The sequence below is a fragment of the Pseudolysinimonas sp. 10J20-29 genome (assembly GCF_055809595.1).
The window spans coordinates 926,264-944,286 of the sequence record NZ_CM147917.1 but is presented as its reverse complement, the minus strand read 5'-3'; the positions used below and the strand labels follow the sequence as shown (position 1 = coordinate 944,286).

Sequence of the window (18,023 nt, the reverse complement as noted above, 5' to 3'; positions counted from 1 at the left end):
GCTACCGCTTGATGCGAAGGCGCTGCGGCAGCGGCTTTCGATGCACGATCGTCAACAGCCGATTCGCGCGCGTAAGCGACGTGTACAGCGCTCCCAGCCGTCCCACGTTCACGGGAAAGGCGGCCGGCTCGACGACGACAACGGCGTCGAACTCAAGGCCCCGGGCCCGCTCGGGAGCAAGCACCCTCAGCTCACGGTCGCCGTCTCGCCACCTCGACGCGTCGGTAGGCGCAAGACTCCAGCCGCGACGGGCCAGGACCGTCCCCACTCGATGCGGGTCGACCGTGAGTATCGCGACGGTCCCGCTGCCGACCCGCGAAAGAAGCAGTTCTGCGGCGTCGCACGCCGCCGCCGGGAGTGCCGCCTCTGATTGGGCCTGCTCAACGACCGGGATCTCGCCGTCTTGCTGCAGGGAGTAGAGCGCGCGTTCGGTGTCGGGCAGAAGTTGATTCGCAAACTTGATGATCTGCGCCGTCGAGCGATATCCGCGCTCGAGCACCTGGACGGGCGCTCTGCCGTCGTCGTTCTCGACCGCCAGAAGCTCCGCCACCTTGTCCCAGGTGTGGAAGGTGTGGTCGGTGCGGCGCTGGTTGAGGTCCCCCAGAATCGTCCACCCGCCACGGTTTCCAAGTCGGCCCAGCACCTCCCATTCGATGGGGTGAATGTCCTGTGCTTCGTCGACAAACACGTGCGTGGGCTGTTCGTTCTTGCTCGTGCGGACTCCGATGTATGCCAAGAGACCCCGGTAGCGAAGTTCGGTCTGACGCCGTAGCGCGTCGTAGCTCGTATAGCGGAGCTCGCGAAGGTACTCGACCCATTCCGCGTCGAGTCCGTCGTCCGGAGGATCCTGCAGCATCCCGATGAGCTGGTCGTACACGAGTGCGCCGTCGACTGTACCCGGGGGCTCGACGCTCGCTTTCGCTCGGACGATCGCCTGGTCCACGAGCCGCGCCAAGCCGCGACTCGCGTCCTGGTAGACAACGGTCTTGGTTGATGTCGCGGTCTTCGGGAGGCGCGCAAACTGTTCAAGCAGAGTCGGGATCGCCATGACCTCGTAGTTGCCGTTGTCACCGATGAGCTTTCGGAGGGCGGCCTTGACGTGCTCAACGTACTCAACCGTCGGGCCGAGCAGCAGCACGCGTTCGTTCTTCGCGAGTCGGGTGCCCTTCCCGGCAGTGAGCAGATATGCAGCTCGATGAACGGCGATAATCGTCTTCCCCGTGCCGGGATGGCCTTGGAGGAATTGGACGGCGTCTGCCGGCTTCGTGATCACGTCGTATTGGTCGGGCTGAAGGGTTGAGAGAACCGCGGACATCGACGTGCTCTTCGGCGCGGCAAGTTGGCGGCGGAGCAGGTTCGGAGCGCGGAGCGCCGGCCCAGGTGCGCTAGGCGTCACAGACGGCGGATGTGCGGCCGGGGGCTCGCTTATGGCCCCGCCAACAGGAGCCGATTGGTCGGGCGCGGCACCTGACGTCGACGACGTCGGTGCCAGCGCTGGCTCTTCGCGCTCCGCCTCGGACTTCGGAACCGGCGGGGTCGCCTTGCGGGGCGCCTTCGGCACCTCAAGGATCGGCTTGGGGAAGAGCTCGTCTCGGGGAACCTCGTCGACGATGTCGTCCTCATAATCGACGATGCGGTCAAGGTGATGGGCGAAAACGCGAACCGCGACAACTTCATCGCAGAGCGCGTGATGGTTCTCGGGGCGACGGTAGTAGGTGCAGGCGATCGGGGCTGTCCACTTGAAGACCTTGAATCCATCGCCGTCGAGCCACTCGGTGCCGACGTAGAAGTCGACCGCCTCATCGACCATCCAATGGGGTGCTCGCAGCGCTACTCGTCCGATCAGCTCTCCACGCTCAGGCAGAACGGGGACTCTGTCCACCGTGAAGGTGTTGAATATCGATTCCCGATGAGCTCGTTCATGGGCGGTAGCCCGCCTCGCTAGGGCCTCGTTGTAGCCCTTCTCGTTGGCCGCCTCATCGGCGACAACCATCTCATGCTGCTGATCGTTCACTCCACAACCTCCAGTGCACAGACCGCCAGGTACCTGAGTGCGACGGCGTTCGGCTTCTTCGCGTCGAGCTCGGCAAGGAGCTGCTCATGCCGTTCCGTCTGGCGACGAAGCTGCCCTTCGACCATGCGCAGGACCTTGTGTCCGCGTTCGCGGTCGATCATGGTCTGCATGCGTTGACGGATGCCCTCGATCCGACGTCGATGCTGTTCGACCAAGATGGCCCGCCGAGCCTCGGTCAGCGCACCTTCTTCGACGTCACGGCGGTCCTGAACTTCGCGGTGGCGGCGCTCAAGATCTCGCTTCGCCCTCTTCGCAAGACGAGGCAGAGACCCGTCGGTCACGTCGCTTCCTTCCGACAGCACTCCACCCGCAAGCGCCGCAAGGACCGCATCTGCCGGCGCGTCGCCGTGGCTTGTGCCGTCGAAGTCGACCGCGGCGCCCCAGATCTCGTCGCCTCCTCGGCTGGCGTGCTCGGCGTGTGCCAGCACGACCAGGTACCTTCCCGGTCGCACGTCGTCAGTGCGCCGAACCCGCACGGACGCGAAACGAGCGTGCCGGTGTCCGGGGACCTCCGCAGCCGCCATCACGAGAGGATGCGTCGCCGCAAGCAGGTCGACGCCGCTCGTGCGCGAAAGCTCGTGGTCGATCGAGAGGAGAATCGGAATCTGGCCTTGAAGGTCGGTGGTCAACTGCGCGGTCTCCGAGCGCGTACGACGCCGACGTTGAGTGAGTTCGACGACGCGCGCGGCCATCGCCGCGTTGCCTTTCAACTCAACCGTCTTATGGTCCGGGCTCCACGCAAGCGGAGCCGCGTGGTCGGTGAGCGCCCAATCGTCGACGAGGTGGGCCAGTTCGGCCTGACCCAGGTAGCGCCCGGTCGCAATCAGCTCGTCCTGAAGCCCCGCCACTTCGACGTCATTGGAGACGATGAGAGCGGCGGCCGACTCCGCGACTTCACGCAGGCCGGCACGCTGTGCCTCGATCGCGGTGAGGAACTGCTGCGCCTTCTCTTCTTGTTGCGCCTTCGTCAAGGAGAAGTCCATCGCCGCCCTCAGCACATCCATGTGCTGCCCGACGATCGGCTCAAGTTCGCCGATCGATCGCTCAAAGATCTCAATACGGCGCAGGACTTTGTAAAGGATTCGGGAGTCGATGGCCTCTTCGTTGTAGAAGTTGCGAATGATGAGCTTGTCGGACTTCTGACCGATTCGGTCGATGCGGCCGATACGCTGCTCGATCTCCATCGGATTCCACGGCAGGTCGTAGTTGATCACGGCGGAGCAGAACTCGAAATCGAGACCTTCGCTCGCAACACGGTTCGCGAAGACGAAGTCGTATCGACCTTCGCGGAAATCCTTCATGATCTTTCGCCGTTGCTCGCGGCGAACATCGCCGTTCAGGACGGCGATGCGGTATTCGTCCTCGAACGTCGCCTTCAGACTTCGAAGTGTCGCCTTCGACCAGGTGAAGAGCAGGCTCTGCCGGCCGAGGGCATGAAGCTCGGCAAGGACTTCCCGCAAACGCTCGACCTTCGAGTCTGGTGCGTCGAGTACGTCTTTCGCGGCGGCGAGCAGCTCCGGGTGCGGATCAACCCAATTGCGCGGTTGGTTGTCGCTCGCATCGCCATCCCACACGTCCGAGTCAACTCGACCTAGCACCTGGCGCGCCGCCGTGTGAACGCTCGTGCTCGCCAGACGAATCGGCATCTGCATCGAAAAGTACATCGGCGTGTTCGCCAGCGCCGCTCGTGCCTCGCACCAGATCAGGTACTCGCGGTAGAAGTCCGACTCCGCGCGGTTCCATACGATCTGGATCCCCGGTTCCGCATCGCGGATCGCCTTCTTCTCGTCGACTTCTGCGCGCCGAGTGCGGGTCACGGTGGTCGAGAGCGCGTTGAGCTCGCCGATCAGCCGACGAGCCGCCGCAACGTCTTTGGGGGCGAGAGGTGCCCGCTTGAGGATGTCGCGCAGCTCTGAGTACTCGGGCCGCAGAGTGATGGCGCGCTCGAAGATCATCCCGCCGAGCTGCGCGAGCACTTCGTCGAAGTCCTTGCCCTCGACATCGCTTCGGGTCAGCATTCGCGAAGCTTCATTGAGCACTGCGTTCGGGGCGAGCCGTGCTTCCAGGTCTTCGATGTTCTCGAAGTCGGCCGGCTCCAGCAGTCCGAGAAGGTGCAGGAGATCTGTCTCGCGAAGGTTGATGGGTGTGGCGGTGAGGAACACCATGTTGGAGCCAGTCGTCCACTCCGACAGCTGCACACCGAGTTCGTAGCTCTTCGTGTCGTTGTTGCGCATCGAGTGCGCTTCGTCCACGATCACGAGGTCGAACTCGGGCGGGTTCTCTTGCAGCTCGTCGAGCGCCGGCGAGATGCGCAGCGTCTCCAACGGCACCACGTAGGCCTTGCGCTTGGGCAGCCGGCCTTCACGATGCTGCTCGACATAGCGATTGAGCTCCTCACGGTCAAGCACGGCGAGGTCGAACCCGAAACGCTCCTGCATTTCGTCGCGCCACTTGTCCACGAGTCCGGACGGGCACACGATAAGCACACGGTCGGCCTCGTGGCGCGCTTCCAACTCAGTCCAGATCAAACCCGCCTCGATCGTCTTTCCGAGGCCGACTTCATCCGCGATGAGGATACGCGCGTGACCGGTCTGCAGCAGCTTGAGCACGGGTTTGAACTGGTAGGGCCGGAACACCGTGCGCGTCGCACGGAAGGAGTAGACGGTGTCCGCGAAGCGCCCTCTGAGCTTCGTCCGAGTCAGGGTCGCTCCGAAGCGCGCAGCAGATGACCGTTCACCGAGCACCCAGTCCTCGGGGTGATCGGCGGCATCGATCTCAGCCAACTTGTTCTCAAGAACGGATCGCAATCCGCCTTCGCCTCGCACTCGGTATGCCCAGCGGCCGTCGTCGAAAGTGCGTTCGCGGACCTCGACATCTTCGCCGCCCGGAACGGTGATGGCACGGTCGCCTTCGGCGAACCTGGGCGGCGGAATCGGCGTGCCCTCGGCCCAGAAATGCTCGGCCCACCGATACGCCTCCGCGAGTGGGTCGTCGCTCGTGTCATCCCAGGCGTCGAGCGTCAGCTCGCGCGACGCCCCCGAGCGACCAGCTCCAATCTGCATCACCAATGGCTCGGCGACACCATGGAACCAGTAGAGGCCAGCGGGGAGCGAAGCCTGCGACCCCGCCAAAGTGCGGACATCCGCGACGGCCTCGTGCAGCTTCGACACCGACTCGTCGATCACGACAGCGCGCGAAAATGCGCCCCGGCCGAAAGCGGCATCGAGGTCGTCGGGCGACGGGCGGTAGCCGAACTCAATCACCATGGGCCCCCGCTCCGTGGTCAGCCCCTGCCACGGCCATCCACGCCACGAGCCGGACGTCGTCTTTGTCGATGACGGGAAGCGGCACGACCTTCGCTGCCGGCTGGATGCCGAATTCGTCAAGGACCGACACGATTGCGGCGATGAGCGCGTCGCCCTCCGCGCTCCCCGAGAGCACCTGACGCATCGCGCGCGCCGCCTTGACGCTCGGCACCGCCTTGAGTCGACGGATCACCTCGCGTTGGCGTTCACCGCCGAGGGTCGCGCCGTTCGCGATGACGAAGTCGGCCGCGTCGCGGAACGCCTTCGGGAGGGTCGGCGAGAGCGCGTTCGGGTCCGTGCCGCGCATCCATTCGGCGTGGGCATCATCGCGGGCCAGCGCCCAGGCGTCGTACGCGCCGCGGAACGCTTCATCGCTCAGCTCGCGGGCCGTCGTGATGCTCCCCGGGTCGGCGGCCACGAGCGACTTGAGCGTGTCGTCTTCGACCTTCCAGACACCGTCTTCGCCTGCGCATGGCTGCCAGCTGACGCCGACCGGCACGTTGCGGAACCACACGTGCTCGCTGTCGCCCATGCGCATGCAGAATACGTACTGATTTCCCGCCGATGTCGTCGAACGGAACCCGCTCCCGATCCCGTGGGGAAGCAGATTCAGCTGCTCACGGAGACCCTGTTCCGCGTCGAGAGCGTTCGCGAGCCGACGACGATACTCCTCCCCCGAACCGGCTGCCGATCCGCCGCTGCTCTCGACCAGCTCCTCGATCTCGCCCACGATGTCGTCGGCGTCGTAGTGGTCCTTCGGCGGATAGGCGCTGACCCCGGGCAAGACGACACCGGTGCCGACAGCGGCATCCGCTTGCTTCAGCTTGCGGATCAGCGTGTGCTCGAGCTTGAGGTACTCGTCAAGATGCTCACTGGGGAAGAACACGCCGAGGTGGATCTCGTCGTGCTCGCTGCCGATCCGGTCGACGCGGCCATGCCGCTGCACGATGCGCATGGGGTTCCACGGCAGGTCGTAGTTGATCAGCCGCCCCGCCTGCTGCAGATTGACGCCTTCGGCCAGGACATCGGTCGTGAGGAGGATGTCGAACTTGTCGTCGCTGAGCGGCAGACCCTCATCGCTCAGGCGTCCCGCCGTTCGCGGCGCGAACCCGGCGATGGCAGCGGCACGCGAGCTCTGGTGGATGCCCCCGGTCTTGCCGGAGGCGTACTCGCCGATGATCGGAGGCGCGAGTCGGCCCCGGTAGTCAGCGAGCGGGCTGCCCTCGGGTGCATTCTCCAGCGCGCTCTCAAGCCGATCATGCAGGCCGCGAATCGTGTCGGCATACGTCGAGAACACGATCACCTTGCGGCGATCCGCGGAGCTGAGCCCCTTGGGGCTTGTTCCTCGCGACACAGTAGCGATGGTCTCCAGCTCCGCCACCAGGCGCTCTGCCTTGGGTTCCTCCCCATCGGCGGCTGCGAGAGCCTTCTCGCGGATGCTCCGCAGCAGCTCCAGGTCGAGCGCGACATCGGACGCGAGCAGTTCGGCGTGATAGTCATCCGCCGGAGACGCCTGATGGGACTCATCTTCGTCGAGCGCCGCGACGATCTCGTCCAGGTCTTCCGACTCCGAGTTGACGTAGTCGCGAAGCGCGCCGCCGATCAGCACCCAGCCCTCATCAAGTGCAGCCAGGAAGCCTTCGTGGGCGTTGATCAACACCTGAAGGGTGCTGGCGAGCGCATTCGGCGATGACTCGAGGCGCTTCAGAAGTGCCGAACGCAGGAGACCCATGTTCGAGACCTGGCGAGCGTCGAGCTTCTCGCTCAGCAGGTATGCACTCGGCGCATAGCGCGAGAGAAGTAGTCGCCCCGGATCGTCCCGGCGCTCCTCGAATGACGCGACGTGCTTCTCGCTTTCGGGAATATCGAGCGCGTAGGTGACGGCGTCGACGAGCTGCTCGCCCGCTTGATCCAACGTGTAGTCGACCTTGTATACGTCGGCGTCGGGGAACTCGACGACGATCCGACGGCCACCCGGGCCGGGAACGGTGTCGCCTCGATAGTTCTGCTTCACGAAGCTCCGCGTGCGGCGCACCGCGACTTCGTCCATCAGGTCGAAGAGGTGCGCGGGCGTCAGCGCTTCCGGGTCCAGCCGCTGGGCATTGCGGATGTACTCGCGAACCGACGGGATGCCCTGCGACGCGAACCGTGCGTCATCACGCACGAAGTACTTGATGAGAGTCTCAAGATCGGCAAGAGAGTTGTTCACCGGGGTCGCGGTGAGCAGCACCACCTTCTTGGGATGCTTGCCCGACAGGATCACCCGGTCGAGAGCCGTGGAACGCGCCGCGGACGCGTTGCGGAGGTTGTGAGCCTCGTCGACGATCACTAGCGCGGCGTCCTCGGCGCGCTCGACGAACTCCCGATGCTCGGGGTGCTCCGGATCCATCCGGTTGCGGATCTCCTCGTAGGAGTGGACGCGCACCCGACGGCTCATGTCGTACCGTTCAAGAAGCGGGTCCCAGACGCCCGCTTTGAGCGCCGCCGGCGCCGCGATCAGCACCCTCTGGCGCAGCTCCTCGGTGGCGGCGGCGATCACTTCGAGGGCAAGGAAGGTCTTGCCGAGACCCACCTCGTCGGCGACGAGCACTCCGCCGATCTCGTCGAGCAGACGGCGCATCCGTCGCACGCCGTCGGCTTGGAACCGCGTCAGTTCGAACCGCGTCGCTGACGCCTCCTCCTCGTCGAGGTGGGCGCCATACCTTTCGAGCAGCATCCGGAGGAACACCGTCCAGGGGCTGTGTTCGCCCCACAGCGGCTCATAGAGCGCGGCGAGATCATAAGGCTCGCTGTCTGCCCAGCATTCCTCGAACCAGTCGATGACCTGTCCGGTCGAGCCGTGGGTGCCGGAGGCGCCGACGTTGAGCTCGGCGTTGCGCGTCAGCCCGGCGAGCGTGAGGTTGCTCGACCCTGCGAGGTACGCGGGATGTGTCGGATGGTGGCTGATGTAGGCCTTGCCGTGCAGGAATCCGCCGGTGTAGCGACGGATCTCGACCACCGGCTCGCCGAGCTCATCCGCGGCGCGCAGCCACTCGACCAAACGTTTCGCGGAGTGGGTGGCTTCGGGAACGAAACCGAGGGCGTCACGCTCGGCGCGAAGCCATGCGTCGTGGTCGGTGAGCGCGGCCTTGAGCCGGGAGCGCACCGAGTCTTCGGCGCGCTCGGCCAGAACCGGGTCCGGGATCGGCTCGGCACCGAGCAGCAGCCGAATCCGAGGCATCTTCTCGAGCTCGTCGGCCAGCAGCAGGAACCCGGCCGGATTCACGTATGCCGTGGCGATCGCGGCGCTCGGCGCACTGGCCAAAGCGTCGCGATTGACCCGGAACAGCCGAGCGATCTCGTCGCCGACCGACATCGGCGGGGCGAGACGGTTCGTCGCGAAGACGGGCAACATCTCGGTCAATTGCCCGCCTCCCGGAGTTCCGCGAGGCGGGCGGCCGCGGCCTGATAAATGGGTTCCGGCATGCCTTGCGCGCTGAAGTCGGACCGGACAACCCGAAGATCGTCCGGCGTCAAGTCATGTCCACGTGCGACGAGCGCCTCGATAGCTACCAGGTGCGTCTCCCGGCTGTCGCTCACAAACCGCGATCGCTGCGAGCGCGCAGCAACATCGATCCCACCCGCAAGCTTCGTGTACCCGGTCGCTGCGAGGAGCACGGCGACGCGCTCGGCGATCTCCCGCACGTGTTTTTGCTCTAGGCGCGGCAGTGGGAGGTTGTTCATCACGGGCGCCGTCACGTGACGATCGACAAAGCGCCGAACCCACCAATCCTGGACGTTGGTCCCGAGTACACCAATCAAAGCGAGCAAAGCGTCTTCACTCGTCCCGACATCGTGCGCTAGGCCATGGACGTAGCCCTTGTTGTATATGAAGCCCTGAGCCGGTAGCGCCGTTGAAATCAGGGTTCGCGTGTTGGTGTTGTGACTCGGGTGACGAAAGAGAACTACCGGATGCCTGACCGAGAATCGTGGCTGACCCCGGTCGTCGATCTCGATTCCGCGCCGTTTTTCGGCGAGCGCTGCCAAATCCGATACGAACTGCTTCGGACTCTCGAGCCTCAGTGAGTACGCGTCGACCGTCTGAGTCATCATCACTCCCCACGCGCCCTCCGTGCGGCGATGTGTTGCGTGGCTTCGATCCGGACCGGTCCCGCGGAAGTCCCACCGCGCGTCGTGAACGGCGGTGATCCAACCGCCGGCGGCAGCCAGACGAACACCCGCGCGAAGCTTGTCAAAGACCGCGCGACCTTCGGGCTCATCAAACCACGGCACCACCATGGTGTCGGAGAACGAGCGGAGTTCGTCAACGGAGAACGCAACGGCCGAATCCTGGTCAAGCCTCGCTAGCTGTTCCCGACTCGTGACGACCGACACTTGAAGAGGCGTCTCAGCGAGAGGCCCGCTCGCTAGAAGCACAACTGCGTAGCTGGCGTGTACGTTCTCGAACATCCAGCCACCCGTGTTCCTCGCCTGAACGAGGTTGGCGCTGTGCCGCGTGAATACGATCTCGCGGAGCTTCTTCCAGCCCGCGAGCACGAGAAACTGCCTTGGCAGCACGAGTCCGAGGTGACCCCGAGCTCGCGATGCCTTGAGCGCGCGCTCGAGCATCAACTGAGCAAGCTCGAGATGGGTGCCCCCGCGCCATTCAAACGACTGTTTGAAGTAGTCCTGGAGCCTCCCGCGCTCCGCGATCTCCGCCGCCTCGCGCGCAGCCTCGACGGGGTACTCGCGACGCAGAGACTCGATCTTTTCGTCGCGCTGTTTGTCGCGCAGCGCCATGAGCCCAGGACTCACCCTCGCCCAGAACGGTGCGGCCTCCCAGCGTACTTTGTCCCACGGCGGGTTCCCGACGACGACGTCGAAGCCCGGGTCATCACGCAAGAACACCTCCGGAAAGAGGTAAGGGAAGTGTCCCGGTACCAAACGCGAGGTAACTTGGGCGATCGCCGGAAGCTCAAGGAGCGAGTCCAAGTCTTCTTTCGTGAACCGAGCTCCGGCAGGAACTTCGCCGCTTCGTGTCGCGACTGCTGCATCGAAAATCGCCTTCGCGGTAGCGGACGCTTCCCGCGCCCGGGCAAGCAAGAGAGCTCCAGCCGCAACTTCAGACTTGTCCGCTTCGCTCGCACTTGCGAACTCAATGAGCTGGGCTTTCGCGGCCTCGAGCTCGTCGATCAGAATCGAATCGAAGAACCCCGAAGCCCCGGGGCTGCGCCGCGGGTCGAGCGCGTCCAAAGCTTCATCAACGCTCGTCATGCCCGTGAGCGAGTTACCCAACACCAAACCGTGGTCAAGACTTGACATGGGCAACCCCGGCACGAAGGTGTGGATCCAGAGCGCGAGGCGTGAGAGCTCGACCGCCAGCGGGTTGATGTCGAGCCCGTACACACAGCGGCGCGCGACCTGACGGCGCAGCGCTGCGCCTCGGTGATCGCTTCCGCTGCCTGGGCATCGGCGCCGAGCGCCTCGCGCGCCTTCTCGGCGAGTCGCTGCAATTCGGCGCGCACCGACGGAACCGGCGTCGCGGTGAGGAAGTCGCGCATGCCGCGTTCGATCTTGTCCACGGCGGCGACCAGGAAGTGCGCCGACCCCATCGCAAGATCGGCGACACGGAAGTCGAAGAACAGATCGCCCGCCTCGCGTTCGCGTCCCTCCTCCATGAGCGCCTGGACACGCGCGAGGTGCGCATCGAGCGCCGGTTCGACGGACCGGGTGATCAGGTGATCGACCACGATCTTGGGGGTGTAGTACGAGCCCGTCGCCTTGCGTTCGCCGGATGCCGAATGGAAGTACGGCTGGCCCGCGCGCACCGCGATCTCGTCACCCTCCTTGGCCGGCACGTACACGCCTGCTTTGTCGACCGTGAGATCGGTCTCGGCGAGCGAGAGCGATGACTCGAGCAGCCCCTCATAGATGGTGCCGAACTCGCGCACTTGGAGCGAACGGAAGTCGACGGCGCCCGGCACACCGTCTTCGGTGAGCTCGGTGAGCATCGACTGGAGCGCCGGGCCGAGGACGCTGTCGGGCAGCTGGAGCTTGTCAAGCAGGCGGCCCTCCTCACTCGCAGGATCGAACAGGCTTCCGCCGTAGGCGGGAACCTCCCATCGAGGGTTGCCGTGCGCGATCGCGTCCCACACCTGGGCGAGGTCGCGCCAGATCGAACGAGGCGGTGTCGGCGAACTCATGCTCGCCGGTGCTGATCTCGCGTTCGACGAACGCGCGCAGGCTGTTGGCGTCGTAGTGCTCGTTGCGACCGGCGGGCAGCAGCTCAGTGGCTTCGCCGTAGGCCTGGAACAGCAGACGGAACAGGATCCGCATGCTCAGCTTGTAGGCGAGCTGCAGGCCCACGGCGTCGGTCGCGATCCCCAACTGCGGCAGACGCTCGGCGACCGCAATCGACAAGCGGGGAACCACGCCGAGGTACACGCGATCGCGAAGACGCGAGCCGAGGTCGGCGGCGTAGCGGCCCGATCCGGCGAGGATCTCGTCGGCGGAGCCTCCCGGCTCCAGTGCCTCCGACGAGAACACGAGCGGCAGCAGTGCCGCGAAATCCGCATCGACCATCGCGAGGTCAAGCTCGAAGTACGTCTCGGACTGCCCGCGCTGGCCGACGCCGACACCGTCACGCCCCGGATACAGCCGCAGGGTGCTCTGACGCAGCAAGACGACCCACCCGACCTCTTCGCGACGCGCAAGCTCCAGACCGTGCGCCACCGGAGACAGCTGATGGCGGGGGCTCTTCTGGTCGAAGTGCTCCGATTCGTCGAGCAGCACGGCGATGGCGCGGCGAGCGCCCGTGGTGCCACGGAGCACCAGCGCGCCGCCCGGCGCGGGCTCCGCGGTGAAGCCGAGAGAGCCGATCAGGTCGCGACCACGCTGCTGGAGCATGCCTCGCGCACGCTCGCCCGCCTCCGCCCAGTCGGCACGTCGCGGCACGTCCTGCTTGAGGTGGTAGCTCGCGAACAGGTAGTGGTTGGCGAACCCCCCGACGCCGGTCGAGTCGTATGCGGCCTCAATCGCCTGCAGTCGCTGCGCTGCGGCGAGGCCGTCCGGTTCGTCCAGCACGGCCTGGAGACGCAGCTCGGCTTGGGCTCGCGGCAGCGGACCGAGCGGCAGGGCATCCGTGCCGCCGCTGAAGATCCACACGCCGTCGGATGCGACGGCAGCCACCACCACCGGCATGGCGCTCTTCGTGCCGCGGGTCTTCCACAGATCAGCGAGCAGCGCCTTCGTGGGCTTCGCGGTCACCGACGCGACCGCGACCTGCACCTCGCCGACGCCTGACTCGTCACGACCGAAGTACACGCGGTCGGTGACCGCCCCCTCCACCTTGTCGTCACTCCAGGGGACGCTGTTCGCGCCATTCAGCTTGATGCCATCGGCAATCATCGTGTTCCTCTCCGGCCAGAAAACAGTTGAGCAGGATCGCACAGGGCACCGACATCGGTGCGGCATGCGATCATGCGAGTCGCCCGGGGAACCACGTCTCGGGTTCCACGACGGCGACGCGTTCGACGCCGCTCGCGCTCGTCGCCACGAGGTCGCCGTAGTTCGTCAGTCGCAGACCGGCGTGCTCCTCCGAGGCCGCCGCGACCGCCGACTCAAGGGCGATCGCCCCGCCGCGGGCGCCCGGCGACACCGCGTCGCTGAGGCGCTCCCCCGAATCAAGATCGACGATGCGCCCCCCATCGAGCTCGTAATAGTGCGGCAGCAGGAACCCGCGAGCCTGCCCCTCGTCCGGTTCGGCGCCGAGGTAGCCGAGCAGACGCGCGACGCCGTGGACGTAGCCCCCGACCGCGCCGTCGCGGTCGTCGATCCAGATGCCGCCCATCGGATTCGGCGCCAGCCAGAGGCGCCGCTTCCGCTCCCAGTCACCGGCGTCAACGTCAACGCGCAGACCGTGCCCTGTCGTCGGATCGACCAGATCGCCGGTGCGACTCGGCACGTACCGCACGGGCGGCACGTCGCCGCCCCAGCGTCCGCCGATGGGCGGACGGCGCTCGAGTGCCGGCGTCGGAACATCGACCGACTCCGACGGCGCGTCAACAGTGGGCTCATCAGCCGGGGCGGCATCCGATTGATCCGCGTCGGCGGCGGCCGGCGGGTGCGCCTCGAGCCACTTCGCGACGACGTCGTGGTAGGGCTGGTACTGCCCGGTCGAGATCCGCTGAGTGCGCTTGACCATCCGTGCAGCGGGAGCCTCGACCGTGAGACCGTTCAGGCTCGCAAACTGCTTGATCAGTGCCGCGACTTCGCCGAGTTCTACGGGCCCGGGTGCTTCGCTGAAGTGGAGCCATGTGTTGCGCGCGTGATGGATCTTCTTCGCCAGGATCTTCGACTGAGGCTTCGACGAGAACACCAGCGCCAGAGGAGAGTCCTGGCCCCACACATATTCCGGCAGGGTGATGCTCGGATCGTTGAGGTTCACCGCACCTTTCCAGCGACCATCAAGGCGACGCTGTGCGATCAGGTCAGACCACCACTCGGGCCCTTCCTGCTCGGTCAGCTTCGCGTCGCAGCGCATCCCCAGTTCGATTCCGAACCCGCGCATGAGCGAGAAGTACGCCTTCATGATCTCGCCGTAGCTGGAGTGCTCGGGGAGTTCGATGTGGATCGCGGTCATCCGTGCACGGACTCCAGGCCCGGCCGACCGAACCCGACCATGATCGGCACGACCCGTGTCACCGCGAACGCAACGAGCGCGCTGACCGGGGCGTCGGCGAACGCGAACGCCGGCGCCTCCTTGAACCGGCGACCCGCCGGGTTGAGCTCCGCGACCGTGCCGACCGTCGCCCCGTGCTCCGTCAACAGCGCGGCGAAGTCGGTGCCAGCCAGCTGGTCGAGCTGCGCCCAGTCGACCGTCTGCAGCGTCGGCCACTCTCGCTCGCCGTATCGCATCGCGCGCAAGATCCCGACCCGCCGGTCGGCGACCGTCGCGAGAGACATCTTGCCGGCGCGTTCAAGCCGTCGGTAGTCGTCCGCGCCCGACCAGAAGTCGAGCAGTCGCACATCGGCTTCGTCCCCCGGCCACGAACACACGCCAACGGTCGCGCGCATCCCATCGGCGGTCTCGATCGTGGCAACGTGCGCCGCGCCCTCGACGTCGCCGGCATCGCGCACCGACATCGGAGCACCCAGCACGTTCTGCACGGCCGGGTCGACTCGAAGCGTCGTGCCGCGCAGTTCAATTTCCTGCGTGAAAGTCATCTTATAAACATAGGGCCGCAGCCGTGCCGCTCGAGCGAGCCAAGGCGACGCGTCGGGAATGCTGTGTTCGATTTGTGGCTCGTCGCTGAAGTGTCACGCAGCAAGCCACGTGCAGTCCGCGACACCGCCACGCGTTCGCACCGCTTCAGGAACGGCTCGACGTCCGATGTCGGCGGCTCCCCATGCCCCAACGCTTGCGTGCCTCATGGATCAACTGGTCAGGGCGGAGCGGGCCCGGGCGATTCCGTTCAAGATTCGAGAGCAACTCGGCGCGTTCGGGATCGCGGAGTTCGCTGCCCGCACCGCCGACGACTGGGCTGAGATCTTTGGCCACGCGCAGCTCCACCGCTTCAACCTGAGGATGGCGAACTTCGTCCACCCGGCAATCCCACGCCTCCACCACGAGCACGATGGCGACGCATCCCGAATCTGGAGTGAACCGTGATCGGAATGATGCGCGTGATCACGAATGCTGCCAACGCGGACATTGGGTCGTCACCGGACGCGAACGCGGGCACCTCGGTGAACCGGCGGGCAGCAGAGTTCAGCTCGCCGGTCGTCCCCGTCGCGGCCCCATCCCCCGTCCAACAGCTCCGCTGCGTCTGCGTTGGCCAGCAAGTCACGGTTCGCCCAGCCCTCCGTTGCCAAAGCGGGCCACTTCCGATGGCCGTAGCGCATTGCACGCAGAATCCCGACCCGCTGAACTTTGACGCGCGCGAGCGACATATTGCCTGCGCGTTCGAGACGACGGCAGTCCTCGGCGCCCGATCAGAAAGGCGACGAGCCTGACATCGCTTGAACCGCCGGGCCCGGCTGTGACGCCGTTCGTTCCGCGAAATCCGTCAGCCGTCTCCACCCTGGCAACTCGTGCGCTGCCCCTCGACTCGCCTTCGTCGTGAGACGCTACGCAGGTACTCGTTCTCAAACGCGCCAGGCGTTTGCGTGTACGACTCAGCACCGTTTCCGACCCTCTACGGCGCGTACTGGAAAGGAGCTTTCAACAACGTGAACTGCGTCACGATCGCCCGGAGAAGCGCCGCCAAGAACGCGAGCGGTTCCGTCTTTCACGCGATAGAGCCGTCATCTCGGATCTCCGTTGTTGCGCGGAGACCGTATGTACCGGGTCGGCCAAATCGGAGTTACACCGCATAGAGGGCACCAGCGTTAGCCCACACCCGTCGCAGGGCGTCACGGATCTCGTAGGTGGCGTCGCTGGAGTCTCGCGCCGGATCGCGCTCGAATTGCAGATCCGCGAGCGCGACCGCGTACGCAGTGAACGCGATTTCCCAGATAAGACGGCGATATGTTGACTCGTCGTCCGGAAGGTCTTTCGCGGCTTTGACCACAGGGTGATCCAGATTCACGATAATCTTTCGTTCGTCCTGGTCCCAGCGGTAGCGGTCATACGCCGCTCCGTAGTAGTCGGTATCGATCGTCAGCCCACCGCGCAAACGGCTGTGTCCTGTTCCGGCCGGCGAAACCGACGCATCTGCGTCGGGGTCGACGATTGCCGCACTAGAGGCGTCCTCTCCGCCTACATCGTCGGGCCCGGGCGGTGTCGGCGGGCGCGGAGTTGGGTCCGGATTAGGGATCGGATCGGCGACGTTTTCGCCGGCCACGCCGTCCGCGCGACCCTTCTCGTCGCCGTTCGGATCGAGCACTTTCTCGGCAGGGTCCGCTTCGTGGCCGCCCGCGACCCCCGCTAGCGGCGTCCGTCGGCGGGTGTTATTGCCGAGACCTTCCACGCGTTCGCGGAAGTCCTTGAGGTCGGCATTGAGGATGTCCTCGATCTTGGTTGTGGTTGCTCGCAATCGCTTCCGGTCTTCGTCAGCCTTCGCCTCCTTGCCGACAGCGACAAGTTCTTGTCGAACCTGCTCAAGACTCGCGCCGATGAACGCGACGAGCGCGACGGCCACCGGATGCGCCAGGTTGAGCTTCATGCTTCGGTCGGTCGTGTACGCGGCGACCGGGTCGTACTTAGAATTGTCGAGTTCAGCGCAATCAACGTGCCCGAATAGGAGCTTTCCGTACTCCTTGGAGTCGACGCCAGCTGTCTCGACAGCGATCAAATTGTCCGCGCCAATCGTGACTTGGACCCCTCGATGCAGTTCGTCCAACGGGGCGACCGCAGCGCTGACGGTGAGTTCGATCTCACCCAAGATCGCTTGTTGCTCAAGGGATGGTGTAAAGACTCTTGTCAAGGTGGATGTCGGACGAACGATCTCACAAACGCGGCCGTTCACGGTGACGACCGGAGCCCCTTGAAACGCAGAAAGGTGGCGCTCGATCAGCGCGACAATCGGCTCCTTCGACAGACGAACGTTGATTCCGCCGATCTCGATCGTGGTGCCGTGAGGCTCGCCTTGCGCGTCCGCATCGCGCTCGACGGAAGTGACTGGCACCACGTCGCCATCGGACTTGTCAATCGCGTCGCGGTCGAGCCGAACGGTCTGACGCAAACCACCGCGTGTTGTAGAAACCGTCAGCGAACGCCCGATTCCAAATGCCGCGGACTTGCCAGTGCCGAATTTTCCGCGCCCGGGCACACCTTTGCGACGTTCCTGATTCTCGCCGTGCATCGTAAAAAAGTGCTGCAACCCGTCGAGGTCCATGCCTGAACCGTTGTCCTCAATCCGGATCTTCTTCGCGGCGACGTCAACGTGCACGCTCACCCGCGGAACTGTGCCGTGGTCGACGTACTGAAGCGCATTAACGACGTACTCCCACACCGCAGCCTCGGGTGTCCGGAACAGCTGTGCGGACTGAAGAATGTCGCGCCCGATGTGCGCCTTGACATTGATCGTGTTCACTCGTTGCCTTTCTGTTGCCGACCAACAGGAGCACTAAGCTGTAGCGCCACTGGTATCGCGTCGTCCATGAATCCCTGGATGTCGCGCTCGCCTCGCGTGAGCTCTTGAAGCTGCGCTGCCTTGCGGCTTCGTTGTTTCGCCGGCGTGTACTCGTCGATGCGAAACACTGCGGCGGCCTGGCGAGGACTGAACTCGGCGCCGCGACTCCACAGCACATAGGCCTCGGACGTGCGCACTCGGTTCACGGCCGCCCCAGATTCCCGCGTCTCGACTCGACGGCGTTGTGTCGCTGCGGGTGTAGCCGCCACTGAGATTGAAGCAGAGCCAAGCGAATCGGCATGCTGCTCGACCCACGTGACCCCAAGCGGGGTCAAATGCCAACCATTCTGAATTGAGCCTTCGATTCGCGGCTCGCGACCTTCGCCTTCGTGGCGAAGCGTGGTTCTCACGAGGTCAAGGTCAACGCGTTCGCTGTATTTTTTCCAACCGAACGCAGCAGGGTCGATCGCGTGGGCAGCAATGGCCGCATCCTCGGTGTCGATCACACCCGAAGCGCCGCCGAGCCGGGCGAGTGCAATCACGGCAACGTCCTTCTTGGTCAGCTTCATCATCGCCTTCGCTCGCCGCACA

At 65.2% G+C, this 18,023-nt stretch carries 11 protein-coding genes; 1 reads left to right on the top strand and 10 read right to left on the bottom strand.

The features are described 5' to 3' along the window. Position 1 precedes the first annotated feature (1 nt). The 8 genes from AC0L6Y_RS04610 to AC0L6Y_RS04575 all read right to left on the bottom strand — a co-directional run bounded on the left by AC0L6Y_RS04610 (position 2) and on the right by AC0L6Y_RS04575 (position 14,583). Positions 2-2,014: an AAA family ATPase gene (locus tag AC0L6Y_RS04610; RefSeq protein ID WP_473556451.1), complete on the bottom strand. Its 2,013-nt coding sequence runs from the start codon at positions 2,012-2,014 to the stop codon at positions 2-4. Continuing rightward, positions 2,011-5,340: a helicase-related protein gene (locus AC0L6Y_RS04605; RefSeq protein WP_473556446.1), complete on the bottom strand. Its 3,330-nt coding sequence runs from the start codon at positions 5,338-5,340 to the stop codon at positions 2,011-2,013. The genes AC0L6Y_RS04610 and AC0L6Y_RS04605 overlap by 4 nt, the downstream gene beginning before the upstream one ends. Beyond that, positions 5,330-8,773, bottom strand: coding sequence for an SNF2-related protein (locus AC0L6Y_RS04600; RefSeq protein ID WP_473558264.1), 3,444 nt, complete (start codon positions 8,771-8,773; stop codon positions 5,330-5,332). The genes AC0L6Y_RS04605 and AC0L6Y_RS04600 overlap by 11 nt, the downstream gene beginning before the upstream one ends. A 5-nt stretch (positions 8,774-8,778) precedes the next feature. After that, positions 8,779-10,707, bottom strand: coding sequence for a hypothetical protein (locus AC0L6Y_RS04595; RefSeq protein ID WP_473558259.1), 1,929 nt, complete (start codon positions 10,705-10,707; stop codon positions 8,779-8,781). After that, the gene (locus tag AC0L6Y_RS04590) at positions 10,629-11,309 is read right to left on the bottom strand and encodes a hypothetical protein (RefSeq protein WP_473556441.1); all 681 of its coding nucleotides are present in this window, start codon (positions 11,307-11,309) and stop codon (positions 10,629-10,631) included. The genes AC0L6Y_RS04595 and AC0L6Y_RS04590 overlap by 79 nt, the downstream gene beginning before the upstream one ends. Positions 11,310-11,433: 124 nt before the next feature. After that, entirely contained in the window at positions 11,434-12,765 is a 1,332-nt protein-coding gene (locus AC0L6Y_RS04585; protein WP_473556436.1) for a hypothetical protein, read from the bottom strand. Between the two features lie 70 nt (positions 12,766-12,835). Then, on the bottom strand, positions 12,836-13,999 hold the full coding sequence (locus tag AC0L6Y_RS04580; protein ID WP_473556432.1) for a hypothetical protein: 1,164 nt from the start codon (positions 13,997-13,999) through the stop codon (positions 12,836-12,838). Next, complete coding sequence (locus AC0L6Y_RS04575; RefSeq protein WP_473556428.1) at positions 13,996-14,583, bottom strand: hypothetical protein; 588 nt, start codon at positions 14,581-14,583, stop codon at positions 13,996-13,998. Before AC0L6Y_RS04575 ends, AC0L6Y_RS04580 begins: the two co-directional genes overlap by 4 nt. Before the next feature lie 205 nt (positions 14,584-14,788). Here AC0L6Y_RS04575 and AC0L6Y_RS04570 point away from each other — a divergent pair, with 205 nt between their 5' ends. Continuing rightward, entirely contained in the window at positions 14,789-15,028 is a 240-nt protein-coding gene (locus AC0L6Y_RS04570; protein ID WP_473556423.1) for an HhH-GDP family DNA glycosylase, read from the top strand. A gap of 694 nt (positions 15,029-15,722) precedes the next feature. On the opposite strand, the gene AC0L6Y_RS04565 is transcribed toward AC0L6Y_RS04570, so the two are convergent. Beyond that, complete coding sequence (locus AC0L6Y_RS04565) at positions 15,723-17,393, bottom strand: ATP-binding protein (RefSeq protein ID WP_473556419.1); 1,671 nt, start codon at positions 17,391-17,393, stop codon at positions 15,723-15,725. Further along, positions 17,390-18,004: a hypothetical protein gene (locus AC0L6Y_RS04560; RefSeq protein WP_473556414.1), complete on the bottom strand. Its 615-nt coding sequence runs from the start codon at positions 18,002-18,004 to the stop codon at positions 17,390-17,392. The genes AC0L6Y_RS04565 and AC0L6Y_RS04560 overlap by 4 nt, the downstream gene beginning before the upstream one ends. Positions 18,005-18,023 lie beyond the last annotated feature (19 nt).

What these genes read in the sequence shown, in the direction of transcription:
- AC0L6Y_RS04605 (WP_473556446.1), bottom strand. Translation starts at nt 5,340, where the DNA reads ATGGTGATTGAGTTCGGCTACCGCCCGTCGCCCGACGACCTCGATGCC.
- AC0L6Y_RS04600 (WP_473558264.1), bottom strand. Translation starts at nt 8,773, where the DNA reads ATGTTGCCCGTCTTCGCGACGAACCGTCTCGCCCCGCCGATGTCGGTC.
- AC0L6Y_RS04585 (WP_473556436.1), bottom strand. Translation starts at nt 12,765, where the DNA reads ATGATTGCCGATGGCATCAAGCTGAATGGCGCGAACAGCGTCCCCTGG.
- AC0L6Y_RS04580 (WP_473556432.1), bottom strand. Translation starts at nt 13,999, where the DNA reads ATGACCGCGATCCACATCGAACTCCCCGAGCACTCCAGCTACGGCGAG.
- AC0L6Y_RS04575 (WP_473556428.1), bottom strand. Translation starts at nt 14,583, where the DNA reads ATGACTTTCACGCAGGAAATTGAACTGCGCGGCACGACGCTTCGAGTC.
- AC0L6Y_RS04570 (WP_473556423.1), top strand. Translation starts at nt 14,789, where the DNA reads ATGGATCAACTGGTCAGGGCGGAGCGGGCCCGGGCGATTCCGTTCAAG.
- AC0L6Y_RS04560 (WP_473556414.1), bottom strand. Translation starts at nt 18,004, where the DNA reads ATGATGAAGCTGACCAAGAAGGACGTTGCCGTGATTGCACTCGCCCGG.